This is a genomic window from Micromonospora endolithica, assembly GCF_003626595.1.
GTDB lineage: Bacteria > Actinomycetota > Actinomycetes > Mycobacteriales > Micromonosporaceae > Micromonospora > Micromonospora endolithica.
Window position 1 is genome coordinate 1 of the sequence record NZ_RBAK01000024.1, and the last position, 22,308, is coordinate 22,308.

The window sequence follows — 22,308 nt, forward strand, 5'->3', positions numbered from 1 at the left end:
CATAGAGTTACGGCGGTCATGGCGGAGGGGAAACGCCCGGTCACATTCCGAACCCGGAAGCTAAGCCCTCCAGCGCCGATGGTACTGCACCCGGGAGGGTGTGGGAGAGTAGGACACCGCCGGACAATCTTCCAGTCGAGGGCCGCCCCATGAGGGTCGGCCCTCGACTGCGTAGCGCCATAGGTGGCGCAATGAGGAAGGATGTACCTGTGAGTTCAGGACCGCAGGGCGGGGACCGTCCGCGCCGTTACGAAGACCGTTCCAGCGACCGCGAGGGCGGGGCGCGCCGGGACGACCGTTCGCAGTCCCGCAACGAGCGGGACGGCCAGCGCGGCGGGGAGCGGGGCGGCCGGGACGGCGGTTTCCGCGGTGGTGACCGCCGCGAGGGTGGTTTCCGCTCCGGCCCGCGTGACGGCGACTCGCGCTCCGGCGGCTTCCGCCGGGACGGCGGCGACCGTCCGGGTTTCCGTGGCGGTGACCGCGAGGGTGGCTTCCGCAGCAGTGGCGACCGTCAGGGTGGTTTCCGCGGTGGCGACCGTCGTGAGGGTGGCGACCGTCAGGGTGGCTTCCGCGGTGGTGACCGCCGCGAAGGTGGTTTCCGGTCCGGCCCGCGTGACGGCGACTCGCGCTCCGGCGGCTTCCGCCGGGACGGCGGCGACCGTCCGGGTTTCCGTGGTGGCGACCGCGATGGTGGTTTCCGTGGTGGCGACCGTCGTGAGGGTGGCGACCGTCAGGGTGGTTTCCGGGGCGGCGACCGCGACGGTGGCGCCCGTGGTGGTGACCGTCGTGAGGGCGGTTTCCGCAGCAGCGGCGACCGTCAGGGTGGTTTCCGCGGCGGTGACCGCGAGGGTGGCTTCCGGGGCGCTGACCGCGACAGCGGTCCCCGCCGTGAGGGTGGCTTCCGGGGCGGTGACCGGGACAGCGGCCCTCGCCGCGAGGGCGGCTTCCGCGGTGGTGACCGCGAGGGCGGCTTCCGCGGTGGTGACCGCGAGGGTGGTTTCCGTGGTGGTGACCGTCGTGAGGGCGGGTTCCGGTCGGGGCCGCCGCGTGAGGGTGGCTTCCGGGGCGGTGACCGCGACGGCGGTCCCCGCCGTGAGGGTGGATTCCGTGGTGGTGACCGGGACAGCGGCCCTCGCCGCGAGGGCGGCTTCCGCGGTGGTGACCGCGAGGGCGGCTTCCGCGGCGGTGACCGCGAGGGTGGTTTCCGTGGTGGTGACCGTCGTGAGGGCGGGTTCCGGTCGGGGCCGCCGCGTGAGGGTGGCTTCCGGGGCGGCGACCGCGACAGCGGCCCCCGCCGTGAGGGTGGCTTCCGTGGGGGCGACCGCGAGGGTGGTTTCCGTGGCGGTGACCGGGACAGTGGCCCCCGCCGTGAGGGTGGTTTCCGTGGCGGTGACCGCGACAGTGGCCCCCGCCGTGAGGGTGGCTTCCGCGGCGGCGACCGCGAGGGTGGTTTCCGGGGCGGTGACCGTCGTGAGGGTGGCGACCGCTCGGGTGGTTTCCGGGGCGGTGACCGGGACGGCGGCCCCCGCCGTGAGGGCGGCTTCCGCGACCGCGACCGCGACGGCGGCGAGCGGGCCGGCGGCTACCGCGGTGACCGCGGGAGTTTCCAGGACGGCGAGCGCCGCGAGGGCGGCTTCCGGGGCGGGGACCGCCGCGACGAGCGTCGGGACGGTCCCGAGACCGGCGAGGGCAGCTCGGCTCCCGTACTCTCCGACGACATCGTCCCCACCGACCTGGACAAGGACGTCCGCGCCGAACTGCTCTCGCTGGCCAAGCCGGTCGCGGACACGGTCGCGCGGCACCTGGTCGCCACCGGGCAGCTGATCGACGAGGATCCGGCGGAGGCGCTGGCGCACGCGCTGGCCGCCCGTCGGCTCGCGTCCCGGATCGCCGCCGTGCGGGAGGCGGTCGGGCTGGCCGCGTACCACGCGGGCGAGTGGCAGTCGGCGATCGCCGAGCTACGCACGTACCACCGGATGACCGGCCTCCAGAGTCACCTCGCGGTGCTCGCCGACTGCGAGCGGGCGCTGGGCCGGCCGGAGCGGGCGATCGACCTGTTCCGTGGCGCGGACCGGGAGAAGCTGGACCAGGCGGTCGCCATCGAGCTGCTCATCGTCGCCGCCGGTGCACGGGGGGACCTGGGCCAGAAGGACGCCGCGGTGGCGATGCTCCAGGTCCGTGAGCTGACCACCGACGCGACCGAGCCGTGGACGGCACGGCTGCGTTACGCCTACGCCGATGCCCTGCTCGCGGTGGGCCGTCGCGAGGAGGCCCGCGAGTGGTTCTCTCGGGCCTCCGACGTGGACACCGAGGGCGAGACCGACGCCGCCGAGCGGCTTCTGGAACTCGACGGCGTGGTCATCGAGGGCGACGAGGAGGACGAGGGCGAGGAGATCGCGGCCGGTCCGGGTACGCCCGGCGCGGTACCGGCGAGCCCCGACGCCGACCTCACCGGTGCCGACACCGACGACCGCGACGACGAGGTCGACGGAGACGAGGACGACCGCGACGAGGACGACCGCGACGAGGACGACCGCGACGACGACGGGACGACAGAGGTCCCGGCCGCCGTCCGCGATCGGGTCACGGACGACCTCGCCGACGACGAGCTGACCGACGCCCGGGCGGGCGAGCTGGCCGAGGCGGACGACGCGACCGACGGCGAGCGCACCGGGTCCGGCGGGGACCCGGTCGGCGACGACGAGTCCGGCGCCACCGGCAAGGACGTCGAGCAGCGATGACGCGCGACGCCGGGGAGCGGCTGGTCGACGGGTACGCCCTGGTCGTCTTCGACCTGGACGGAGTGATCTACCTGATCGACCGGCCGATCCCCGGCGCGGTCGAGGCGGTGGGCCGGCTGCACGCCGACGGGCGGGCGGTGGCGTACGCGACGAACAACGCCTCCCGCCGCTCCAGCGAGGTCGCCGACCTGCTCACCGGCATGGGCGTCGCGGCGAAGCCGGAGGAGGTGCTGACCTCCGCGGCGGCGGCCGCCGAGCTGCTGGCCGACCGGCTGCCCGCCGGCTCGCCGGTGCTGGTCGTGGGCGCGGAGGCGCTGCGCGCCGAGATCCGCGCCGCCGGCCTCACCCCGGTCGCCCGGGCCGAGGAGGCGCCGGTCGCGGTGGTGCAGGGGTACGGGCCGCAGGTCGGTTGGGCCGAGCTGGCCGAGGCATCGGTGGCCGTACGCGCGGGGGCGACCTGGATCGCCACCAACACCGACCGGACGCTGCCCAGCGGGCGTGGTCCGCTACCCGGCAACGGTTCCCTGGTCGCCGCCCTGCGCACCGCGCTGGACCGGGACCCCGACGTCGTCGTCGGCAAGCCCGAACCGGCGCTGTTCGCCACCGCGGCCCGGCGTGCCGGCGAGGGCCGCACGCTGGTGGTCGGCGACCGGCTGGACACCGACATCGAGGGCGCCGTCCGGGCCGGACTGGACAGCCTGCTGGTTCTCACCGGCGTCAGCGACGTCGCCGAGTTGCTGGCGGCCCCGCCGGAGCGCCGCCCGACGTACGTCGCGAAGGACCTGGCGGGACTCTTCGACCCGGCGGCCGTGGTGCGGGTGCCCGGGCCGGCGGAGGCCGGCGGATGGTCGGCGACGGTACGCGACGGGCGGGTGGAGCTGGCCGGAGCCGGGCGCGCGCTGGACGCGCTGGCGGTGCTCTGCGGGGCCGCCTGGTCGACGCCGGAGCCGCCCCGGGCGCACGCCGCCTCCGCGCCGGCCCGGCAGGCCCTCACCGAGCTGGGCCTGCCGACCTGACCGAGGGTCGTCCCGGCCTCCGACGGCGTTGCCTCAGAGGAGTTTGCGCAGCTTCATCAGGTCGAACGGGTTGGCCTTGATGGACACCCGACGGGCCGCGACGGCCTTGGTGACATCCAGCTCGCCGCGCACCAGGGCGAGCAGGTCGTCGCTGCTGGAGCTGAGCACGATCTTGGCCTTGGGATCGTCGCCGTCGGCGAGGTCGACCAGCCGGCCGCCGGTGATCCGGCCGTGGAAGGCGGCGTCCAGGTCGGTGATCCGGCAGGCCAGCGTCCGATCCAGGTCGATCTTGTCCCGTACCGTCTCCGCGTTGCGCTCCATCCGGGCGGCGAGGTCGTGCAACGCCTGCCGGCACTCGTCCACGCTGGCCACCCGGAGCCTCCTCGCCGCTCGAAACGCCGTCGCAGGCACCGTACCGCACGGGGTGGCTCCGGGCGCCCGGTAGCGTGAGGACCGCACATCCCGCTCCGCGGAAGGACTCAGGCATGCAGGACGCGTGGCGCGCCTACCTTGAGCTGGCCATGGGCCTCACCGAGGCGCCCCGGAAGAAGGCCCAGGACGCGGTACGCCGCGTCGTCGGCCAGGGCGGCGTGACCGCCGGCCAGATCCAGGCGCTCGCCGAGGAACTGGTCTCCACCGGCGCGGCGAACCGGGAGGCGCTGACCAAGCTGGTGCGGTTCGAGGTGGACCGGGCCCTCGCCGCGGTCGGCCTCGCCACCGCGGACGAGGTGGCCGAGCTGACCCGGCGGGTGCACGAGCTGGAGCGGCAGCTGCGCGAGGCCAAGACGTTGGGCAGCGGACCGGCCACGCCGCCCGCGGCCGGGCCGTCGGTGACCACCCCGACCGCCGCCGCGTCGGTGGTGCCCGGCGGGGCCGAGCCGGCCGCGCCGACCACGGACGCGGCGCCCATCGTGCCCGGCACCCCGTCCACCACCACGGCGGTCGCGAAGAAGGCCGTCGCGAAGAAGGCGGTGGCGAAGAAGGCGGTGGCCAAGAAGGCGGTGGCCAAGAAGGCCGTCGCCCTCCGGCCGCCGGCCGACGTCGCCTCGACCGGGCCGGCCGACGTCACCCCGGCCGGCCCGAACGACGGCACGGCGGCCGCGCGGCCGGCGGAGCCGGTGCGACCGGTGAAGAAGGCACCGGCCCGCAAGCGGCAGCCGGGCGGTCCGGCATGAGGAGTCGGGCCGCGTACCGGAGCGGATCGTGACCGGGCCACGGCCTGGGCCGCCGCCCGGGCCGAGACCCGGTCCGACCGGCGCTGGCCCCGGTGGTCCGCGCCCCGGGCCGCCGCCGGGTGGGTTCCGCCCCGGGCCGCCGGGCCCCGTCGCGGACGACGACCTCGACGAGGTACGGCATCCGGCCGTCGACGCCGCCGTGCAGGCCATGGCGAACGCGGCCGGACTGGCCCCGGCCGACCAGATCGCCCAGTACGAGGCGGCCTACCAGACGCTGCGGGAGACCCTCGCCACCATCGACCAGTCCTGAGGAGCCGAGAACCACCCATGGCACGTCGTAATCGGCTGGACGCCGAACTCGTCCGCCGTGGCCTGGCCCGGTCCCGCGAGCAGGCCGCCGCGCTGGTGGAGGCCGGCCGGGTCCAGCTGCGCGGGGTACCGGCCCGCAAGGCCGCCGCGATGGTCGACCCGGCCGACCCGCTGCTGGTCACCGGCAGTGACCCGACCGCGGAGTACGTCTCCCGGGGCGGGCACAAGCTGGCCGGCGCGCTGGCCGCGTTCGCGCCCGGCGGGCTCACCGTGGCCGGCCGGCGCTGCCTGGACGCCGGCGCCTCCACCGGCGGCTTCACCGACGTGCTGCTGCGCGCCGAGGCGGCCGAGGTGGTGGCCGTGGACGTCGGTTACGGGCAGCTGGCGTGGCCGCTGCGCACCGATGGCCGGGTCCGGGTCTTCGAGCGGACCAACGTCCGTACGCTGACGCCGGAGACGATCGGTGGCCCGGTCGACCTCACCGTGGCCGACCTGTCGTTCATCTCACTGCGCCTGGTGCTGCCCGCGCTGGCCGGCTGCACCCGGGCCGACGGTGACCTGGCGTTGATGGTCAAGCCGCAGTTCGAGGTGGGCAAGGAACGGGTCGGCGCCGGCGGGGTGGTACGGGACCCGGCGCTGCGCGCCGAGGCGGTGCTGGACGTCGCCGCCGCGGCGGCGCGGCTCGACCTGGGTCTGGCGGACGTGGCCGCGAGCCCGCTGCCGGGGCCGAGCGGCAACGTCGAGTTCTTCGTATGGTTACGGCGGGGCGCGCCGCCCGCCGACGAGGGTCGGGTACGTGCCGTGGTGACGGCCGGGCCGCGGGATCCGGTGCGGTCCGGCGGGCAGCCGGAGGGGGCGACGGAGGAGGTGGCCGGGTGAGCGCGAGGAGTGAGCGGGTCGCGCGGGGCGGTACGGCCCGGTGAGCCGGACCGCCCTGCTGGTGACGCACACCGGCCGCCGGCGCAGCACGGAACACGCCCGGGCGGTGGCCGCCGACCTGATCGCGGCCGGGTTCGAGGTGCGGGTCGTCGCCGAGGAGGCCGACGACCTCGACCTGCCCGGTGCGGTACCGGTGGCCGGGCCGGAGGCGGCCGACGGCGCGGAGATCGTTTTCGCGCTCGGCGGGGACGGCACGTTCCTGCGCGCGGCCGAGCTGGCCCGGCCGGCCAAGGTTCCGCTGCTGGGCATCAACCTCGGCAAGGTCGGCTTCCTCGCCGAGGCCGAGATCGACGACCTGGACACCGCCGTGCGTGACGTGGTGAGCCGCAACTACACGGTGGACGAGCGCCTCACCCTCGACGTGACCGCCGAGTTCGACGGCGGACCGACCGTCGAGTCCTGGGCGCTCAACGAGATCAGCGTCGAGAAGGGCGAGCGGGCGCAGATGCTCGAACTCCTGGTCGACGTCGACGGTCGCCCGCTGTCCCGGTACGGGTGCGACGGCGTGGTGTGCGCGACCCCGACCGGCTCGACGGCGTACGCGTTCTCCGGCGGCGGCCCGGTGGTCTGGCCCGAGGTGGAGGCGCTGCTGCTGGTGCCGATCAGTGCCCACGCGTTGTTCAGCCGTCCACTGGTGACCGCGCCGACCTCCACGTTCGTCATCACCGTCGACCCGTTCACCACCCTGGCGGTGCTGTCCTGTGACGGGCGTCGCGTCTACGACCTTCCGCCCGGGGCGCGGGTCACGGTCCGCCGGGGCGCGCTGCCGGTCCGCGTGGTCCGGCTGCGGGACCGGCCGTTCACCGACCGGCTGGTGGCCAAGTTCGATCTGCCGGTACAGGGCTGGCGCGGCGGCCGCCGCTGATCCGTCCGGTCCGGCCACCCCGCCGGCCCGCTCGGCTGGTCAACTGTCGGGCCACGCGTCTACTGTCGGTGGCTGTGCTGGACGAGCTGCGCATCACCGGACTGGGCGTCATCGAGGACACCACGCTGCCGCTTGCCGGCGGCATGAACGTCATCACCGGGGAGACCGGTGCGGGCAAGACGATGGTGGTCACCGGCCTCGGGCTGCTCTTCGGTGGCCGGGCCGACGCCGGGCGGGTACGCGCGCAGCCCGGGCGGGCGGTGGTCGAGGGTCGGCTGCGGCTCACCGGCCGGGTGGCGGCGACCGTGCACGCGCGGATCACCGACGCCGGTGGCGAGCCCGACGAGGACGGCTCGCTCCTGCTGAGCCGCACGGTGACCGTCGAGGGCCGGTCCCGGGCCCACCTGGGCGGCCGGAGCATGCCGGTGTCGATGCTCGGCGAGGTCGGCGAGCAGGTCGTGGCCGTGCACGGCCAGTCCGACCAGCTGCGGCTGCTGCGTCCCGCCGAGCAGCGCGCCGCGCTGGACCGGTTCGCCGGCCCGGAGCACGAGAAGCTGCTGGAGTCGCTGCGCGAGGCTTACACGCGCTGGCGCGCGGTGGTCGACGACCTGGCCGACCGGCGGCGCAACGCCCGCGAGCGTCACCAGGAGGCCGACCTGCTGCGGCTGGGCCTGGACGAGATCACCCGGGTCGACCCGCAGCCCGGCGAGGACGACGAGCTGAAGACCGAGGCGCAGCGCTTGGAGCACGCCGAGGGGCTGCGCACCGCCGCGCAGCTCGCCCAGCACTGCGTGGCCGGCGGCGTGGAGGCCACCGACGAGACGCCGGACGCGACCACGCTGCTGGGCACCGCCCGCCGCACGCTGGAGGCGCAGACCGGCACCGACCCGGCCCTCGGTGAGCTGGCGGCGCGGCTGGAGGAGGCGGCGACGCTGGTCGCCGACGTGTCGGCGGAGCTGTCGTCGTACCTGGCCGCGTTGGACGCCGACCCGGCCCGCCTGCAGACGGTCTACGAGCGTCGGGCCGCGCTGCGTGCGCTGACCCGCAAGTACGCCGACGATGTCGACGGTGTGATCGCCTGGGCCGAGCGGGCCCGCACCCGGCTGTCCGAACTGGACACCTCGGACGACCTGCTGGACGAGCTGGGCCGGGAGGCGACGCGCCTGGCCGGTGAGGTGGCCGACCTGGCCGGGCGGGTGTCGACGTCCCGGCGGGAGGCCGCCGAGCGCTTCGCCGCGCAGGTCACCGAGGAGCTGGCCGGGCTGGCCATGCCGCACGCCCGGATCGAGGTGGCGGTGCTGCCCCGCCCGGCGGGGAGGACCGAGCCCAGCCTGCCGGTCAACGGCGCCGAGGTCGGGGTCGGCCCGGACGGCGGTGACGAGGTGGAGCTGCGGCTGCTGGCGCACCCGGGCGCGCCGTCGCTGCCGTTGCAGCGCGGCGCGTCCGGCGGTGAGCTGTCCCGGGTGATGCTCGCCATCGAGGTGGTGTTCGCCGGCTCCGGTGGCCCGCCCACCCTGGTCTTCGACGAGGTGGACGCCGGCGTCGGCGGCCAGGCGGCGGTGGAGATCGGTCGGCGGCTGGCCCGGCTGGCCCGCAGCCACCAGGTGCTGGTGGTCACCCACCTGCCCCAGGTGGCCGCGTTCGCCGACCGGCACCTGGTGGTGGCGAAGGACACCGGTGGCGCGGTGACCACCAGCGGGGTGCGTGTGGTGGAGGACACCGAGCGGGCCCGGGAACTCGCCCGGATGCTCGCCGGTCTGCCCGACTCGGATCTGGGCATCGCCCACGCCGAGGAGCTTCTGGCGGTGGCGGCCCGCGAGAGGCGACCGTAGCGCGGCCATTGTGACCACAGGCACACCGGCCCGCGCCGGAGTGTGCTTCCCTGGGTAGGCGGCACCGCTCAGGGCATGTCGCGCCGGAGAAGCCAGCCTCACATGCCAGGATGGTCACGATGCGTATACCCACGTTGCGCCGGAACCGGGCCGCGGAACCGGGCCGGATCGTCGGCACCGCGCGCCTGGACCGCCGGACCAAACGCCTGGTCGGCCGCCTCCGTCCCGGTGACATCGCGGTGCTCGACCACGTCGACCTGGACCGGGTCGCCGCCGACTCGCTCGTCGCCGTCGGTGTCGGCGCCGTCCTCAACGCCAAGCCGTCGGTGTCCGGCCGCTATCCCAACCTCGGTCCCGAGGTGCTGATCGCCGCCGGCATCCCCCTCCTGGACGACCTCGGGGAGGGCGTCTTCGAGCAGGTCCGTGAGGGCGACACGGTGCGGATCGAGGGCAACACCGTCTTCGTCGGCGACGAGCCGGTGGCGCACGGCAGCCTCCAGGACGCCGAGACGGTGGCCAAGGCCATGGCCGACGCCCGCGAGGGGTTGTCGGTCCAGTTGGAGGCGTTCGCCGCGAACACCATGGACTACCTCAAGCAGGAGCGCGACCTGCTGCTCGACGGTGTCGGCGTACCGGACATCCAGACCCAGATCCAGGGCCGGCACTGCCTGATCGTGGTGCGCGGCTACGACTACAAGGCCGACCTGGACGTGCTGCGCCCGTACATCCGGGAGTTCAAACCGGTGCTGATCGGCGTCGACGGCGGCGCGGACGCCCTGGTCGAGGCGGGCTACACGCCCGACATGATCATCGGCGACATGGACTCGGTCACCGACGACGTGCTGCGCTGCGGCGCCGAGGTGATCGTGCACGCCTACCCGGACGGTCGCGCCCCGGGCCTGCCCCGGGTCAACGGCCTCGGCGTGCCGGCGATCACCTTCCCGGCCGCCGCCACCAGCGAGGACCTGGCCATGCTGCTCGCCGACGAGAAGGGCGCCTCGCTGCTGGTCGCGGTCGGCACCCACGCCACCCTGGTGGAGTTCCTGGACAAGGGGCGGGGCGGCATGGCGTCGACGTTCCTCACCCGGCTGAAGGTCGGTGGGAAGCTGGTCGACGCCAAGGGCGTCAGCCGGCTCTACCGGCAGAACATCTCCGGATCCTCGCTGCTGCTGCTCGTCCTCTCCGCCATCGCCGCGATGGCCTCGGCGGTGGCGGTCTCCACCGTCGGCAAGGCATATTTGGGCGTGGTGTCGGAGTGGTGGAACAATTTCGTGTTCCAGCTGGAACAGCTCTTCTAGCGTCCGACCGATCAAGAGGCTGCAGGTGTGATCAACTTCCGGTACCACGTGGTGTCCCTGACCGCGGTCTTCCTGGCGCTGGCGATCGGTCTGGTCGTCGGCACCGCCGCCCTGAACGGGCCGGTGGCCGACTCCCTCAAGGAGCGGGTCAACGGGCTGAGCAACCAGAACCAGCTGATGCGCCAGCAGGTCAACGACATGCAGGAGGAACTCGCCCGGGAGGAGGAGTTCGCCGCCGAGATCGCCGAGGTGGTCCTGCCGGGCAAGCTCACCGGCAAGCGGGTCCTGGTGGTCAGCCTGCCCACCGGCCGGGCCCACACCGAGAACGTGGTCAAGATGCTCCAGCTGGCCGGCGCCGACGTGACCGGGCGGATCGACCTGCAGGACAAGTTCATCGACCCGGACAACAGCAACGACCTGCTGGAGCTGGCCGTCAACGCGGCCCGCCCGACCAGTGCGCCCACCGGTGACCTGCCCGGCAACGGGCACGGTGTGGAGACCTCCAGCGCTCTGCTGGCCAACGTGCTGCTCGACCGGGCGCCGGGTGCCACCCCGGTCAGCGAGGCCGACCGGCGGGCGGTGCTGGCCGCGTACACCAACGCCAACTACCTCACCACCGAGGACAAGGTCACCGCGGCGGCGGAGGCGGTCGTCGTGGTCAGCGGGCAGCCGTACGTCGACAAGGACGCCGGCCCCAAGGACGAGTCGGTCGTCAAGGTCGCCGAGCAGTTCGACCGGACCGGCGCGATCGTGGTCGCCGGCACCGGCTCGGCCGGCGGCAACCTGGTGGCCGTGGTGCGGGGCGACCCGGTCCTGGCCCAGACCATCTCGACCGTGGACAACGCCAACACCGTCCAGGGGCAGCTGGTCACCAGCCTGGCCCTGGTGCAGCAGGTGAACGACAAGAAGGCCGGCCAGTACGGCGTCGGCGACAACGCCTCCTCGCTGCTGCCTAGACTGCCCCGGTGACCGAAGCATCCACCCCCGTGTCCGATCGCCCGATCGCCGCCCGTGGAGAGGGGACCGCGTGAGCATGCTCGGTCGACTCCTGGTGGCCGGCGCCGGTGCGGCCGTCGCCCGGTACGCGCTGCGCGAGGTGCGTACCGCCCCGGTCGGTCCCGCCCTGGAGCGGACCAACTTCCGCGGCCGGACGGTGACCCTGGCCGCCGGCCCGGCGCTCGCCGCCGGTGCGTCCGCGGCGGCCGCGTTCGGTGCCCCGGGCGCCGCCGCCGGTGCCGCCGCCCTGGTTGCCGGGGCCGGTGCCGGCGCGGTCGGGCTCTACGACGACGTCGTCGGGTCACGGCCCGAGCAGAAGACCGCGAAGGGCTTCGCCGGGCACCTCGCCGCGCTGCGGGAGGGCCGGGTCACCGCCGGCCTGGTCAAGATCGTCGGGGTCGGGGCGGCCGGACTCGGCGCCGCCGCGCTGCTCGCCGCCGACCCCACCGTCGCCGCCCACCGGCGCCGGCAGCGGCACGGCGCCCTGGGTCGTGGCGTGGACGTGCTGCTCGGCGCCGGGGTGATCGCCGGCACCGCCAACCTGGTCAACCTGCTCGACCTGCGGCCCGGTCGGGCGGCCAAGTCGGGCCTGCTGCTCGGCGTCCCGCTGGCCGGCGGTCCGCACGGGGGTATCGCCGCGGGTGCCGTCGGCGCCGCCGCCGGGCTGCTCCCCGCCGACCTCGCCGAGGACGTGATGCTCGGCGACAGCGGCGCCAACGCCCTGGGTGCCCTGCTCGGCGTCGGCCTGGCCGCCCGGACCGGGCCGCTGGGCCGGGCCGGGATCCTCGCCGCGCTCGCCGGGCTCACCGCCGCCAGCGAGAAGGTCAGCTTCACGGCGGTCATCCAGCGGACACCGGGCCTGCGGGAGCTGGACGCGCTGGGCCGACGCGCCGACTGACGTGACGACACCGGCACCCCTCGCCGGCGCCGGCCGCGTCGCCGGCGCCGCCGCGCTCATCGCCGTGCTCACCGTGGTCAGCCGGCTCGCCGGCTTCGGCCGCACCGCCGTGTTCACCTGGGTCGTCGAGAAGAGCGACCTGGGCGGCATGTACGTCGTGGCGAACTACGTGCCGAACATCATCTTCGAGATCGTCGCCGGCGGGGCGCTGGCCAGTCTCGTCGTACCGCTGCTCGCCGGAGGAGTCGCGGCCGGTGACCGGCGGGCGGTGGCCGCCACCACGGGCGCCCTGCTGACCTGGACACTGACCCTGCTGGTGCCGCTCGCGGTGCTGGTGGCGCTGTTCGCCCGACCGGCGGTCGACCTGCTCGGCGACCACCCGACACCGGCCGAGCTCGCCGCCGGTGAGCGGATGCTGCGGGTGTTCGCACCGCAACTGCCGCTGTACGGCATCGGCATCGTGCTGACCGGGGTGCTCCAGGCGCACCGCCGGTTCGCCTGGCCGGTGATCGCGCCGCTGCTGTCCAGCCTCACCGTGATCGTGGTCTACCTCGTCTTCGGCGGCGTCGAGGGGCGCGGCGCGGCGGTGTCCGAGGTCGGCCGGGGCGGCGAGCTGATCCTGTCCGCCGGCACCACCCTCGGTGTGGTGGTGCTGTCGCTGTCGCTGCTGATCCCGCTGCGCCGGCTGGGCCTGCGCCTGCGACCCGGGTACGCGTTCCCCGCCGACGCCCGGGCCCGGATCGGTGGCCTCGCGGTGGCCGGCGCGGTCACCGTCACCGCCCAGCAGATCGCGCTGATGGTGGCCCTCAACCGCGTCTCCGGGGGGCCGACCGGCTCGCCGCAGGTGTTCACCCTGGCCCAGACCATGTATCTGCTGCCCTGGGCGGTGCTGGCGGTGCCGCTGGCCACCGCCGCGTACCCGACCCTGGCCGCCGCGGCGGCCGGCGGCGACGAACGCGGCTACCTGCGGACCCTGGCCGGGACGACCCGGGGGGTCCTGCTGTTCAGCTTCCTGGGCGCGGCGGCACTGGTCGGCACCGCCGGCCCGGTGGCCGCGTTCTTCTATCCGGGCGACCCGGGATCCACCGCCGCCGCGATCGTCGGCTTCGCTCCCGGCCTGCTCGGCTACGGGTTGTTCGCCGTCCTGTCCCGGGCGCTCTACGCCCGCGGCGACGTCCGGCCGGCCACGGTCGCGATCACCGTCGGCTGGCTGGCCGTGCCGCTGGTCGCGGTGCCGCTGGCCGCGCTGCTGCCGGACGCCGACCGGGTTCTCGCGGTCACCCTGGCCAACTCCGCCGGGATGCTCCTGCTCGGCGGCCTGCTGCTGGTCGCCGTCCGACGCGCGGCCGGTCCGGCGGCGCTCACCGGCGCTGCCCGGGCCGGGGCCGCCGGGCTGCTCGGCGGGACGCTGGCCGCCGTCGCCGGGGCCGGCGCCGCCCGGGCGCTGGCGGCGGCCGGCGGCGGCACCCCGACGACACTCGCCGCACTCGCTCAGGGCATGCTGTCCGGTGTCCTGGTCGGCGTCGTGTTCCTCGCCGTGGTGTGGGTGGCCGACCGGCCGGACGTACGACCGCTGCTCGCCGGGGTGCTCCGGCGCCTGAGCCGGACGGGCCGGCGTGCCGGCGCCCGCGACGGCGGGAGCCAGGAGGAGGGAACACCCCCGGAGCGGGGCGACGGGAAGGAGACGGTGTCCCGGTGACGGAGTCCACGTCCACCGCCGGCTGGCGCGGCACGGTGGCCCTGCTGCTCGCCTCCAGCACCGGCGGGGTCGGCCAGCACGTCCGCTCGGTCGCCGCCGGGCTCGCCGCCGCCGGTCGCACCGTGGTCGTCTGCGGCCCGGCCGCGGCCCAGGAACAGTTCGACTTCACCGGGGCCGGCGCGGCGTTCGTGCCGGTGGAGATCCCGGCCAGCCCGACCCCGGCCGACGCCCGCGCGGTCGTCGCGCTCCGCCGGGCCCTGGCCGCCCGACCGGTCGACGTCCTGCACGCCCACGGGCTGCGCGCCGGCCTCGTCGCGGTCCTCGCCCGTCCAGCCGTGCCACTGGTGGTCACCTGGCACAACGCGGTCATCGCCGGCGGGTTGCGCGGCGGCGCGTCCCGGCTCGCCGAGCGCGTGGTCGCCCGTGGCGTCCGGGTGGCCCTCGGCGCCTCCACCGACCTGGTGGAGCGGGCCGCCGCGCTGGGCGCCGCCGACGCCCGGCTCGCCCCGGTGGCCGCCCCGCCGCTGCCCCCGCCGCGCCGCCGCCGCGAGGCCGTCCGCGCCGAGTTCGGCGTCGGCGCCGACCACCCGCTGATCCTCTCGGTGGGCCGGCTGCACCCGCAGAAGCGGTACGACGTGCTGATCGACGCCGCCGCCCGCTGGCGTACCCGGACCCCGGCACCGTCGGTGGTGATCGCCGGCAGCGGGCCGGCGTACCTGCCGCTGGCCGCCCGGATCTCCGCGGCCCGGGCGCCGGTGACCCTGCTCGGGCACCGCACCGACGTGGCCGACCTGCTCACCGGCGCCGACCTGGCCGTGGTGACCAGTGACTGGGAGGCCCGGCAGCTGTTCGCGCAGGAGGCCATGCGGGCCGGCGTACCGCTGGTCGCCACCGCCGTGGGCGGGTTGCCGGAGCTGGTCGGCGACGAAGCCGTACTGGTGCCGCCGGATGACGTGGACGCGGTCGACGCCGCCGTGCGGACCCTGCTCGACGATCCCGCCGCGCGGGCCGACCTGGCGAGGCGCGGCGCGGCCCGGGCCGGCACCTGGCCCACCGACGCGGACACCGTGGCCCAGCTCACCGCGCTCTACGCCGAGCTGGCCCCGGACGCCGCCGGGCCCGGGGCGCCGGGCGCGGACGCCCCGTCGACGGGACACCGGTGATGCTGCGCCGCGTCACCCCGGTCCTGCTGACCCTCGTCGTGGTGGTGCTCGCGGTGGTGGCGCTGACCGCCCGCCCGGAGAGCGACACCCCGCAACGCTCGGCCGACTTCGTCGTCGTGGCCGGGGTGGCGGGGCTGCGCTGGGACGACGTCGACCCGCAGACCACCCCGACGCTGTGGCGGATGGCGTCGCAGGGTTCGATCGGCTCGCTGTCGGTGCGCTCGGCGCACCGTCCCACCTGCCCGGTGGACGGCTGGCTGACCCTCGGCGCGGGCGGCTTCGCCGCCTGGCCCGGCAACCGTCCGGTCGGCAGCTGCCCGCCGGTGGAGATCGAGGTGGAACAGCCGGACGGCATCGGCGCGAACCTGCCCAACCAGGAGAGCGTCGTGCTGCACAACCAGGAGCAGCTGCCGTGGGGCACCGTGCCGGGCGCGCTGTCGGAGTCGGTGCGCTGCTCGGTGGCGGTCGGCCCGGGCGCCGCCGCGGCCGCGGCCCGGCCGTTCGGCCGGGTCGACCGGTACGCGCCGGTGCTGCCGGCCGACCCCGCGCCCCTGCTCGGCTCGTGCGTGCTCAGCATCGTCGACCTCGGTACGGTCGTCGGCACCGAGAAGGCCACCCGCGCCGCCGCCGCCCGCGCCGCCGACGCGCAGCTCGCCCGGGTGCTCGCCGCCCGCCCGCCCCGATCCCTGGTGCTGGTCGCCGGGGTGTCCGACACCGAGGCGCCGACCCGGCTGCACGTCGCCGTCGCCGACGGTCCGGGTTGGGAACGCGGCTGGCTGACCTCGCCCACCACCGGCCGGGAGGGCTACCTGCAACTGGTCGACCTCGCGCCGACCGCGCTGACCGCGCTGGGCCGGCCGCTGCCCGAGCGCCCCTTCCTCGGTCGGCCCGCCGAGTCGTTGCCCGGTCGGCCGACCGATCTGGCGGCGGCGATCGCCGCCCCGGCGAACGCCGACCAGGAGGCCGCCGCCCAGGCCCGGGTGGCCGGCTGGTTCTTCACCCTGCTCGCCGGCGCCCAGGTGCTGCTCGCGCTGGCGGTCCTGCCGATGCTGCGCCGCGCCCGCCGGCACGCCGGCCCGTACGGCCCGGAGCCGGTTTCCGGGCGGATCGTGGCGGTGACCGAGCTGCTGCTGGTCGCCGCCGCGCTGGCGGTGCCGGCCGCGCTGCTGGCCAGCCTGGTCCCGTGGTGGCGCGGCGAGCACGCCGGTGTCTGGTTCGCGCTCACCGCGGTGGGGCTGGTGGTCGGCGGCACCGCGCTGGTCCGGCTCGCGCCCGGCTATCCGAGCACCCTCGGTCCGCTCGGCGCGGTCGCCGGGCTGACCACGTTGACCGTGGGCGTGGACGTGTTCACCGGTGCCCGTCTCCAGCTCAACGGGGTGGCCGGCTACTCCGCCCTGGAGGGCGGGCGGTACGCCGGACTGGGCACCGTCGGGTTGGGCGTGTTCATCGCCGGCGCGCTGCTGGCCGGCGGGTGGCTCGCCCAGCGGGTCCACCGTTCCTGGCGGCCGACGGTGATGGTGCTGGTCGGCGGCGTCGCCGTGGTGGTGGTCGGCAGCCCGTACCTCGGTGCCGACTCGATCGGCGCGATCGCGCTCACCGCCGGGGTCAGCGTCGCGGCGGCGATCAGCGCCGGTGGCTGGCTGACCGTCAGCCGGCTGGCCTGGGCGACGATGGCCGGCCTGGCGGTGACCATCGGTTTCGCGGTGCTGGACGTGCGCCGCCCGGCCGCCGAACAGGGCAGCCTCGGCCGGTTCCTGTCCGCGGTGGGCGACGGCACCGGCGGCCTGACGGTGCACCGGTCCAGCACCGCCAACCTCGAGACGCTGGCCGGTAGCCCGCTGACCGTGCTCGCCCTGGCCGGCGCGCTGCTGGTCTGGTTCGCGCTGCTGCAGCCCTGGGGCGGGCTGATGCGGCTGTTCGGCATCTATCCGGCGATCCGGGCGGCGATGGCCGGGACGGCGGTCGCGGCGGTGCTCGGCGGGGTGCTGGGCGGGGCGGCGCTGGACGTGGCCGGCGCCGCCGCCGCGCTGGTCGTACCGATGGCGGCGCTGGCCTCGCTGCGGGTGCTGGACCACTCCACCGACCGGACGCTTCCCGACCCGGCGAAGCTCCGCGACGGCGGCCCGGCGGGCGACGACCCGGACGGCCCGACGGCACCGGACGGCGACGGCCCGACGGCACCGGACGGCGACGGCCCCACGGCACCCGACGGCGACGGCCCGGACGGTCCCGCCGCCCCGGACGGTCGCGCGGGCGGTGGGGGAGCGTCTGCCGGCGGGGCGGGCGGTCGGGGTGCCGGCTCCGGCGGACCGGCCGTCCGGTCATCGACCGAGGTCACGACCCGCTGAGCCGGCGGCCGCCATCGGGGGGCGGTGGCCGGGTGCGCCCGGTGGGGGAGGTCGGGGAGGTGTTACCGTGGAATCCCGTGGATCGCGTGATCACTGAGCTGATCGGCACGGCGGTCTGCACGACCGCAACGGACGACACGGGAGCAGGCCTTGGCCCCATCAGCACGGACGACCAGGCACATTTTCGTCACCGGGGGCGTTGCCTCCTCGCTGGGTAAGGGCCTCACCGCCTCCAGCCTGGGCAACCTGCTCACCGCGCGCGGCCTGCGCGTGGTCATGCAGAAGCTCGACCCCTACCTCAACGTCGACCCCGGGACGATGAACCCGTTCCAGCACGGCGAGGTCTTCATCACCGAGGACGGCGCCGAGACCGACCTCGACGTCGGGCACTACGAGCGGTTCCTGGACCGCGACCTGTCCGGCAAGGCCAACGTCACCACCGGCCAGATCTACTCCGAGGTGATCGCCAAGGAGCGGCGCGGCGAATACCTCGGCGACACCGTCCAGGTCATCCCGCACATCACCAACGAGATCAAGGCCCGGATCCTCGGCATGGCCGACCCGGACCCCGACGGCCAGCTGCCGGACGTGGTGATCACCGAGGTGGGCGGCACCGTCGGCGACATCGAGTCGCTGCCGTTCCTGGAGGCGATCCGGCAGATCCGCCACGACCTCGGCCGGGACAACTGCTTCTACCTGCACGTCTCGCTGGTGCCCTACCTGGCGCCGTCGGGTGAGCTGAAGACGAAGCCGACCCAGCACTCGGTGGCGCAGCTGCGCAACATCGGCATCCAGCCGGACGCCATCGTGTTGCGCTGCGACCGGGAGATCCCGGAGAAGCTGAAGGAGAAGCTGTCCCTGTACTGCGACGTGGACCGCGAGGCGGTCGTCGCCGCACCGGACGCGCCGAGCATCTACGACATCCCCAAGGTGCTGCACCGCGAGGGCCTCGACGCGTACGTGGTGCGCCGGCTCGGCCTGTCCTTCCGGGACGTGGACTGGACCAGCTGGGACGATCTGCTGGACCGGGTGCACCAGCCCCGGCACACGGTCACCGTCGCCCTGGTCGGCAAGTACGTCGACCTGCCCGACGCGTACCTGTCGGTCAGCGAGGCGATCCGGGCGGCCGGGTTCGGCCACCGGGCCCGGGTGAAGCTGCGCTGGGTGCCCAGCGACGACTGCGTCACCCCGGCCGGCGCGGCCGCGGCCCTGGCCGGGGTGGACGGTGTCGTCATCCCCGGCGGTTTCGGGGTGCGCGGCATCGAGGGCAAGATCGGCACCGCCCGGCACGCCCGGGAGAACGGCATCCCGCTGCTCGGCCTCTGCCTCGGCCTGCAGTGCATGACCATCGAGGTCGCCCGGCACCTGGGTGGCCTCGACGGGGCGAACTCGCTGGAGTTCGACGCCGAGGCGGTGCACCCGGTGATCGCCACCATGGCCGACCAGGAGGACATCGTCGCCGGTCGCGGTGACCTGGGCGGCACCATGCGGCTCGGCGCGTACCCGGCGACGCTCGCCGAGGGCTCGCTGGTCGCCGAGGCGTACGGCAGCACGCAGGTCAGCGAGCGGCACCGGCACCGGTACGAGGTCAACAACGCCTACCGCGACCAGCTCACCAAGGCCGGCCTGCACATCTCCGGCACCTCGCCGGACGGCCGGCTGGTCGAGTTCATCGAGCTGGACCGGGAGCTGCACCCGTTCTTCGTGGCCACCCAGGCCCACCCGGAGCTGAAGAGCCGGCCGACCCGCCCGCACCCGCTGTTCGCGTCGTTCGTGCAGGCGGCCGTCGCGTACTCCGAGGCCGACCAGCTGCCGGTCGACCTGGACGCGGTACCGGTGGCCAAGGCCGGCCGCGACGACGCCGCGCCGAAGGCGACCTCGGCCTCGTGAGCGGCGTCGAGCACTCCTACGAGCTGCGGCACCGCACCGAGCGGTTCCGGGGCCGGGTCTTCGACGTGGTCAGCGACGAGGTGACCATGCCCGGCGGGGGCACCGCGACACGCGACTACGTCCGGCACGTCGGCGCGGTGGCCGTGGTGGCGCTCGACCACGCCGGTCAGGTGGTGCTCATCCGGCAGTACCGGCATCCGGTCGGCCGGCACCTGTGGGAGCTGCCCGCCGGGTTGATCGACGTCGACGGCGAGGACCTGGCCACCACCGCGGCCCGGGAGCTGGCCGAGGAGGTCGACCTGACCGCCGGTCGGTGGGACCTGCTGGTCGACCTGCACACCTCGCCGGGGTTCAGCAACGAGCCGGTGCGGGTCTTCCTGGCCCGTGACCTCGCCGACGTGCCGGCCGAGCGCCGGCACGACCGGCACGACGAGGAGGCCGACCTCCAGGTGGTCCGGATCGACCTGGACGAGGCGGTCGGGATGGTGCTCGCCGGCGAGATCACCAACGGCCCCGCGGTGGCCGGGCTGCTGGCCGCCGCCCGGGCCCGGGACACCGGCTGGTCGGTGCTGCGCCGTCCGGACGCGCCGCCGCCACACTGACCACACCCGGGGGGTACGGAAGAGGGGCCGCGCGGCGCGAACCGCGCGGCCCCCTCGCGTCGGTGCCGCCGACCGGCGATCCACGTCCGCGCTGTCACGGGCGGGACACGCCCGGTGCGGCGATAATGGGGGAGCACTGTCCTGGCGGTGCGGCGGTGGTCGACCGGCGGCGGGCCACACCTGACAGTCCGTCAGGCCGGCCCGGCACCGGGTGTCACTGTGCTGGCCCTCGGCGGCGTCGGGCGCGCCTAGACTGCCGCCGGCGGGACCGGTGGACCGCGGCGGCAATGGGGCCGTCGTGGCACCGAGGCGGTCGGGGGTGAGCGGCCCCGAAGAGAGGTGTCTGCATCGTGAAGGTCGGAATCCCCCGCGAGGTCAAGAACCACGAGTACCGGGTCGCGATCACCCCGGCGGGCGTCAACGAGTTCGTCCGCGCCGGCCACCAGGTCTTCGTCGAGTCCGGCGCCGGGGTCGGCTCCAGCATCGGCGACGACGAGTTCGCCGCCGCCGGCGCCAAGATCCTGGCCACCGCCGACGACGTGTGGGACACCGCGGAACTGGTGCTCAAGGTCAAGGAACCGATCGCCGAGGAGTACCACCGGATGCGCCCGGGGCAGGTGCTCTTCACCTACCTGCACCTGGCCGCCTCGAAGCCGTGCACCGACGCGCTGGTCGACCGGAAGGTCACCGGCATCGCCTACGAGACCGTCGAGATGCCCGACCGGTCACTGCCGCTGCTCGCCCCGATGTCCGAGGTGGCCGGCCGGCTCGCCCCGCAGGTCGGGGCGTACCACCTGCAGCGCCAGGGCGGCGGGCGCGGCATCCTGATGGGCGGCGTCTCCGGCGTGTACGCGGCGAAGACGGTGGTCATCGGCGCCGGTGTCTCCGGCATGAACGCCGCCGCCATCGCGCTGGGCCTGCAGGCCGAGGTGCTGCTGCTGGACAAGAACGTCGCCCGGTTGCGGCAGGCCGACGCCATCTACCGCGGCCACCTGCAGACGGTCGCCTCCAACGCGTACGAGGTCGAGCGCGCCGTGCTGGACGCCGACCTGGTCATCGGCGCGGTGCTGGTGCCCGGCGCGAAGGCCCCGACGCTGATCTCCAACGAGCTGGTGTCGCGGATGAAGCCGGGCAGCGTGCTGGTCGACATCTCCATCGACCAGGGCGGCTGCTTCGAGGACTCCCGGCCGACCACCCACGCCGAGCCGACCTACCAGGTGCACGAGTCCATCTTCTACTGCGTGGCGAACATGCCCGGCGCGGTGCCGCACACCAGCACCTACGCGCTGACCAACGTCACCCTGCCGTACGCCCTGGAACTGGCCAACAACGGCTGGCGCGAGGCGCTGCGCCGCGACCCGGCCCTGGCGCTGGGCCTGAACACCCACGACGGCCAGGTCGTCTACGGCCCGGTCGCCGAGGCGCACGGCATGACGATGCTGCCACTGGCCGAGGCGCTGAGCTGACCACGTCCGTCGACGGGGCCGGTGCGGGCGGGCAGCCCGCACCGGCCCTGCGACGTGCCGTACGCGGCTACCTCGACCACCTCACCGTCGAGCGCGGCCTGTCCGCGAACACCCTCGCCTCGTACCGGCGGGACCTGGACCGCTACCTCGACACGCTCGCGGCGGACGGCGTCGCCGAGCTGGCCGCCGTCGGCCCCGGCATCGTCGAGTCGCACCTGGCGCGACTACGCGCCGGCGACGACCTGCACCCACCGTTGGCCGCCGCGTCCGCCGCCCGCGCCGCCAGCGCGGTGCGCGGCCTGCACCGCTTCGCCCTGCGCGAGGGACTGGCCGGCGCCGACCCCAGCCGGGACGTCCGCCCGCCCACGCCGCCGCGCCGGCTGCCCCGGGCACTGCCGGTCGAGGCCGTGGTCCGGCTGCTGGAGACCGCCGGCCCGGTGACCGCCACCGGCGACGGCGCGCCGCTGGCCCTGCGCGACCGGGCGCTGCTGGAGTTCCTGTACGGCACCGGCGCGCGGATCTCCGAGGCGGTCGGCGCGGCGGTGGACGACGTGGACGTCGCCGACGGCGCGGCCCTGCTGCACGGCAAGGGCGGGCGCAGCCGCCTGGTGCCGATCGGCGGTTACGCGGTCGAGGCGCTGCGCGCGTACCTGGTGCGGGCCCGGCCGGCGCTGGTCGCCGCCGGCCGGGGCACGCCGGCGGTGTTCCTCAACGCCCGCGGCGGGGCGCTGACCCGCCAGGGCGCCTGGACGATCCTGCGCCGGGCCGCGCAGCGCGCCGGACTGCCGGTGGACGGACCGGAGGCGGTCTCCCCGCACACCCTGCGCCACTCCTACGCCACCCACCTGCTCGACGGCGGCGCCGACGTGCGGGTCGTGCAGGAACTGCTCGGCCACGCCTCGGTCACCACCACCCAGGTGTACACGTTGGTCACCGTGGAGCGGCTGCGCGAGGTGTACGCCACCGCGCACCCCCGGGCCCGGGGCTGACAGGCCGTCCGCCGACACGCCGCACCGGTGCCGAACGGCCTGCTGGCCGGTGGCGTACAGTCGGGATCGGCGCGGACCTGGC

The 22,308-nt window shown here is 75.3% G+C and carries 19 protein-coding genes and 1 rRNA gene; 18 read left to right on the forward strand and 2 right to left on the reverse strand.

What is annotated here, in order from left to right; all coding sequences use genetic code 11:
- The first annotated feature begins 8 nt into the window (after positions 1–8).
- Positions 9–125: ribosomal RNA gene (gene rrf / locus D7223_RS31730) — 5S ribosomal RNA — on the forward strand.
- Positions 126–215: 90 nt separating this feature from the next.
- Here rrf and D7223_RS33140 read toward each other — a convergent pair.
- On the reverse strand, positions 216–1,856 hold the full coding sequence (locus D7223_RS33140) for a hypothetical protein (RefSeq protein ID WP_186832452.1): 1,641 nt from the start codon (positions 1,854–1,856) through the stop codon (positions 216–218).
- Here D7223_RS33140 and D7223_RS31740 point away from each other — a divergent pair.
- Entirely contained in the window at positions 1,758–2,741 is a 984-nt protein-coding gene (locus tag D7223_RS31740) for a tetratricopeptide repeat protein (protein WP_202864730.1), read from the forward strand. The genes D7223_RS33140 and D7223_RS31740 overlap by 99 nt on opposite strands.
- Positions 2,738–3,757, forward strand: a complete 1,020-nt coding sequence (locus tag D7223_RS31745) for an HAD-IIA family hydrolase (RefSeq protein WP_120733285.1) — start codon at positions 2,738–2,740, stop codon at positions 3,755–3,757. The genes D7223_RS31740 and D7223_RS31745 overlap by 4 nt, the downstream gene beginning before the upstream one ends.
- A 33-nt stretch (positions 3,758–3,790) precedes the next feature.
- On the opposite strand, the gene D7223_RS31750 is transcribed toward D7223_RS31745, so the two are convergent.
- Positions 3,791–4,129: an SCP2 sterol-binding domain-containing protein gene (locus D7223_RS31750; protein WP_120733287.1), complete on the reverse strand. Its 339-nt coding sequence runs from the start codon at positions 4,127–4,129 to the stop codon at positions 3,791–3,793.
- A 113-nt stretch (positions 4,130–4,242) separates the two neighbouring features.
- Here D7223_RS31750 and D7223_RS31755 point away from each other — a divergent pair, with 113 nt between their 5' ends.
- From D7223_RS31755 to D7223_RS31825, 15 genes are all read left to right on the forward strand, one after another.
- Positions 4,243–4,932, forward strand: coding sequence for a phasin family protein (locus D7223_RS31755; RefSeq protein ID WP_120733289.1), 690 nt, complete (start codon positions 4,243–4,245; stop codon positions 4,930–4,932).
- A 28-nt stretch (positions 4,933–4,960) separates the two neighbouring features.
- Entirely contained in the window at positions 4,961–5,242 is a 282-nt protein-coding gene (locus D7223_RS31760) for a hypothetical protein (RefSeq protein WP_120733291.1), read from the forward strand.
- Positions 5,243–5,259: 17 nt separating this feature from the next.
- Positions 5,260–6,120, forward strand: a complete 861-nt coding sequence (locus D7223_RS31765; protein ID WP_120733293.1) for a TlyA family RNA methyltransferase — start codon at positions 5,260–5,262, stop codon at positions 6,118–6,120.
- A gap of 40 nt (positions 6,121–6,160) precedes the next feature.
- Entirely contained in the window at positions 6,161–7,045 is an 885-nt protein-coding gene (locus D7223_RS31770) for an NAD kinase (protein ID WP_120733295.1), read from the forward strand.
- A 74-nt stretch (positions 7,046–7,119) separates the two neighbouring features.
- Positions 7,120–8,877 carry a DNA repair protein RecN gene (recN, locus tag D7223_RS31775; protein ID WP_120733297.1) on the forward strand — a complete coding sequence of 586 codons (1,758 nt, stop codon included), beginning with the start codon at positions 7,120–7,122 and terminating at the stop codon, positions 8,875–8,877.
- A 119-nt stretch (positions 8,878–8,996) separates the two neighbouring features.
- Positions 8,997–10,175, forward strand: a complete 1,179-nt coding sequence (steA, locus tag D7223_RS31780; RefSeq protein WP_120733299.1) for a putative cytokinetic ring protein SteA — start codon at positions 8,997–8,999, stop codon at positions 10,173–10,175.
- Between the two features lie 27 nt (positions 10,176–10,202).
- Entirely contained in the window at positions 10,203–11,144 is a 942-nt protein-coding gene (locus D7223_RS31785; protein WP_120733301.1) for a copper transporter, read from the forward strand.
- 58 nt (positions 11,145–11,202) lie between these two features.
- Positions 11,203–12,069, forward strand: a complete 867-nt coding sequence (locus D7223_RS31790; protein WP_120733303.1) for a hypothetical protein — start codon at positions 11,203–11,205, stop codon at positions 12,067–12,069.
- Between the two features lies 1 nt (position 12,070).
- Positions 12,071–13,768, forward strand: a complete 1,698-nt coding sequence (gene murJ / locus D7223_RS31795) for a murein biosynthesis integral membrane protein MurJ (protein ID WP_120733305.1) — start codon at positions 12,071–12,073, stop codon at positions 13,766–13,768.
- The gene (locus D7223_RS31800) at positions 13,765–14,931 is read left to right on the forward strand and encodes a glycosyltransferase family 4 protein (protein WP_120733307.1); all 1,167 of its coding nucleotides are present in this window, start codon (positions 13,765–13,767) and stop codon (positions 14,929–14,931) included. Before murJ ends, D7223_RS31800 begins: the two co-directional genes overlap by 4 nt.
- Positions 14,931–17,279, forward strand: coding sequence for a hypothetical protein (locus D7223_RS31805; protein ID WP_120733309.1), 2,349 nt, complete (start codon positions 14,931–14,933; stop codon positions 17,277–17,279). The genes D7223_RS31800 and D7223_RS31805 overlap by 1 nt, the downstream gene beginning before the upstream one ends.
- Positions 17,280–17,429: 150 nt before the next feature.
- Positions 17,430–19,169, forward strand: coding sequence for a CTP synthase (locus D7223_RS31810; RefSeq protein WP_120733312.1), 1,740 nt, complete (start codon positions 17,430–17,432; stop codon positions 19,167–19,169).
- The gene (locus D7223_RS31815; protein ID WP_120733314.1) at positions 19,166–19,771 is read left to right on the forward strand and encodes an NUDIX domain-containing protein; all 606 of its coding nucleotides are present in this window, start codon (positions 19,166–19,168) and stop codon (positions 19,769–19,771) included. The genes D7223_RS31810 and D7223_RS31815 overlap by 4 nt, the downstream gene beginning before the upstream one ends.
- A 350-nt stretch (positions 19,772–20,121) precedes the next feature.
- Entirely contained in the window at positions 20,122–21,237 is a 1,116-nt protein-coding gene (ald, locus tag D7223_RS31820) for an alanine dehydrogenase (RefSeq protein ID WP_120733316.1), read from the forward strand.
- A complete protein-coding gene (locus tag D7223_RS31825; RefSeq protein ID WP_120733351.1) occupies positions 21,234–22,226 on the forward strand; it encodes a site-specific tyrosine recombinase XerD in 993 nt (330 codons plus the stop codon). Before ald ends, D7223_RS31825 begins: the two co-directional genes overlap by 4 nt.
- Positions 22,227–22,308: the final 82 nt, after the last annotated feature.

Excerpts from the sequence above, each read along its gene's own strand:
- steA (WP_120733299.1), top strand. The coding sequence starts at position 8,997 with ATGCGTATACCCACGTTGCGCCGGAACCGGGCCGCGGAACCGGGCCGG.
- D7223_RS31745 (WP_120733285.1), top strand. The coding sequence starts at position 2,738 with ATGACGCGCGACGCCGGGGAGCGGCTGGTCGACGGGTACGCCCTGGTC.
- D7223_RS31805 (WP_120733309.1), top strand. The coding sequence starts at position 14,931 with ATGCTGCGCCGCGTCACCCCGGTCCTGCTGACCCTCGTCGTGGTGGTG.
- D7223_RS31765 (WP_120733293.1), top strand. The coding sequence starts at position 5,260 with ATGGCACGTCGTAATCGGCTGGACGCCGAACTCGTCCGCCGTGGCCTG.
- D7223_RS31755 (WP_120733289.1), top strand. The coding sequence starts at position 4,243 with ATGCAGGACGCGTGGCGCGCCTACCTTGAGCTGGCCATGGGCCTCACC.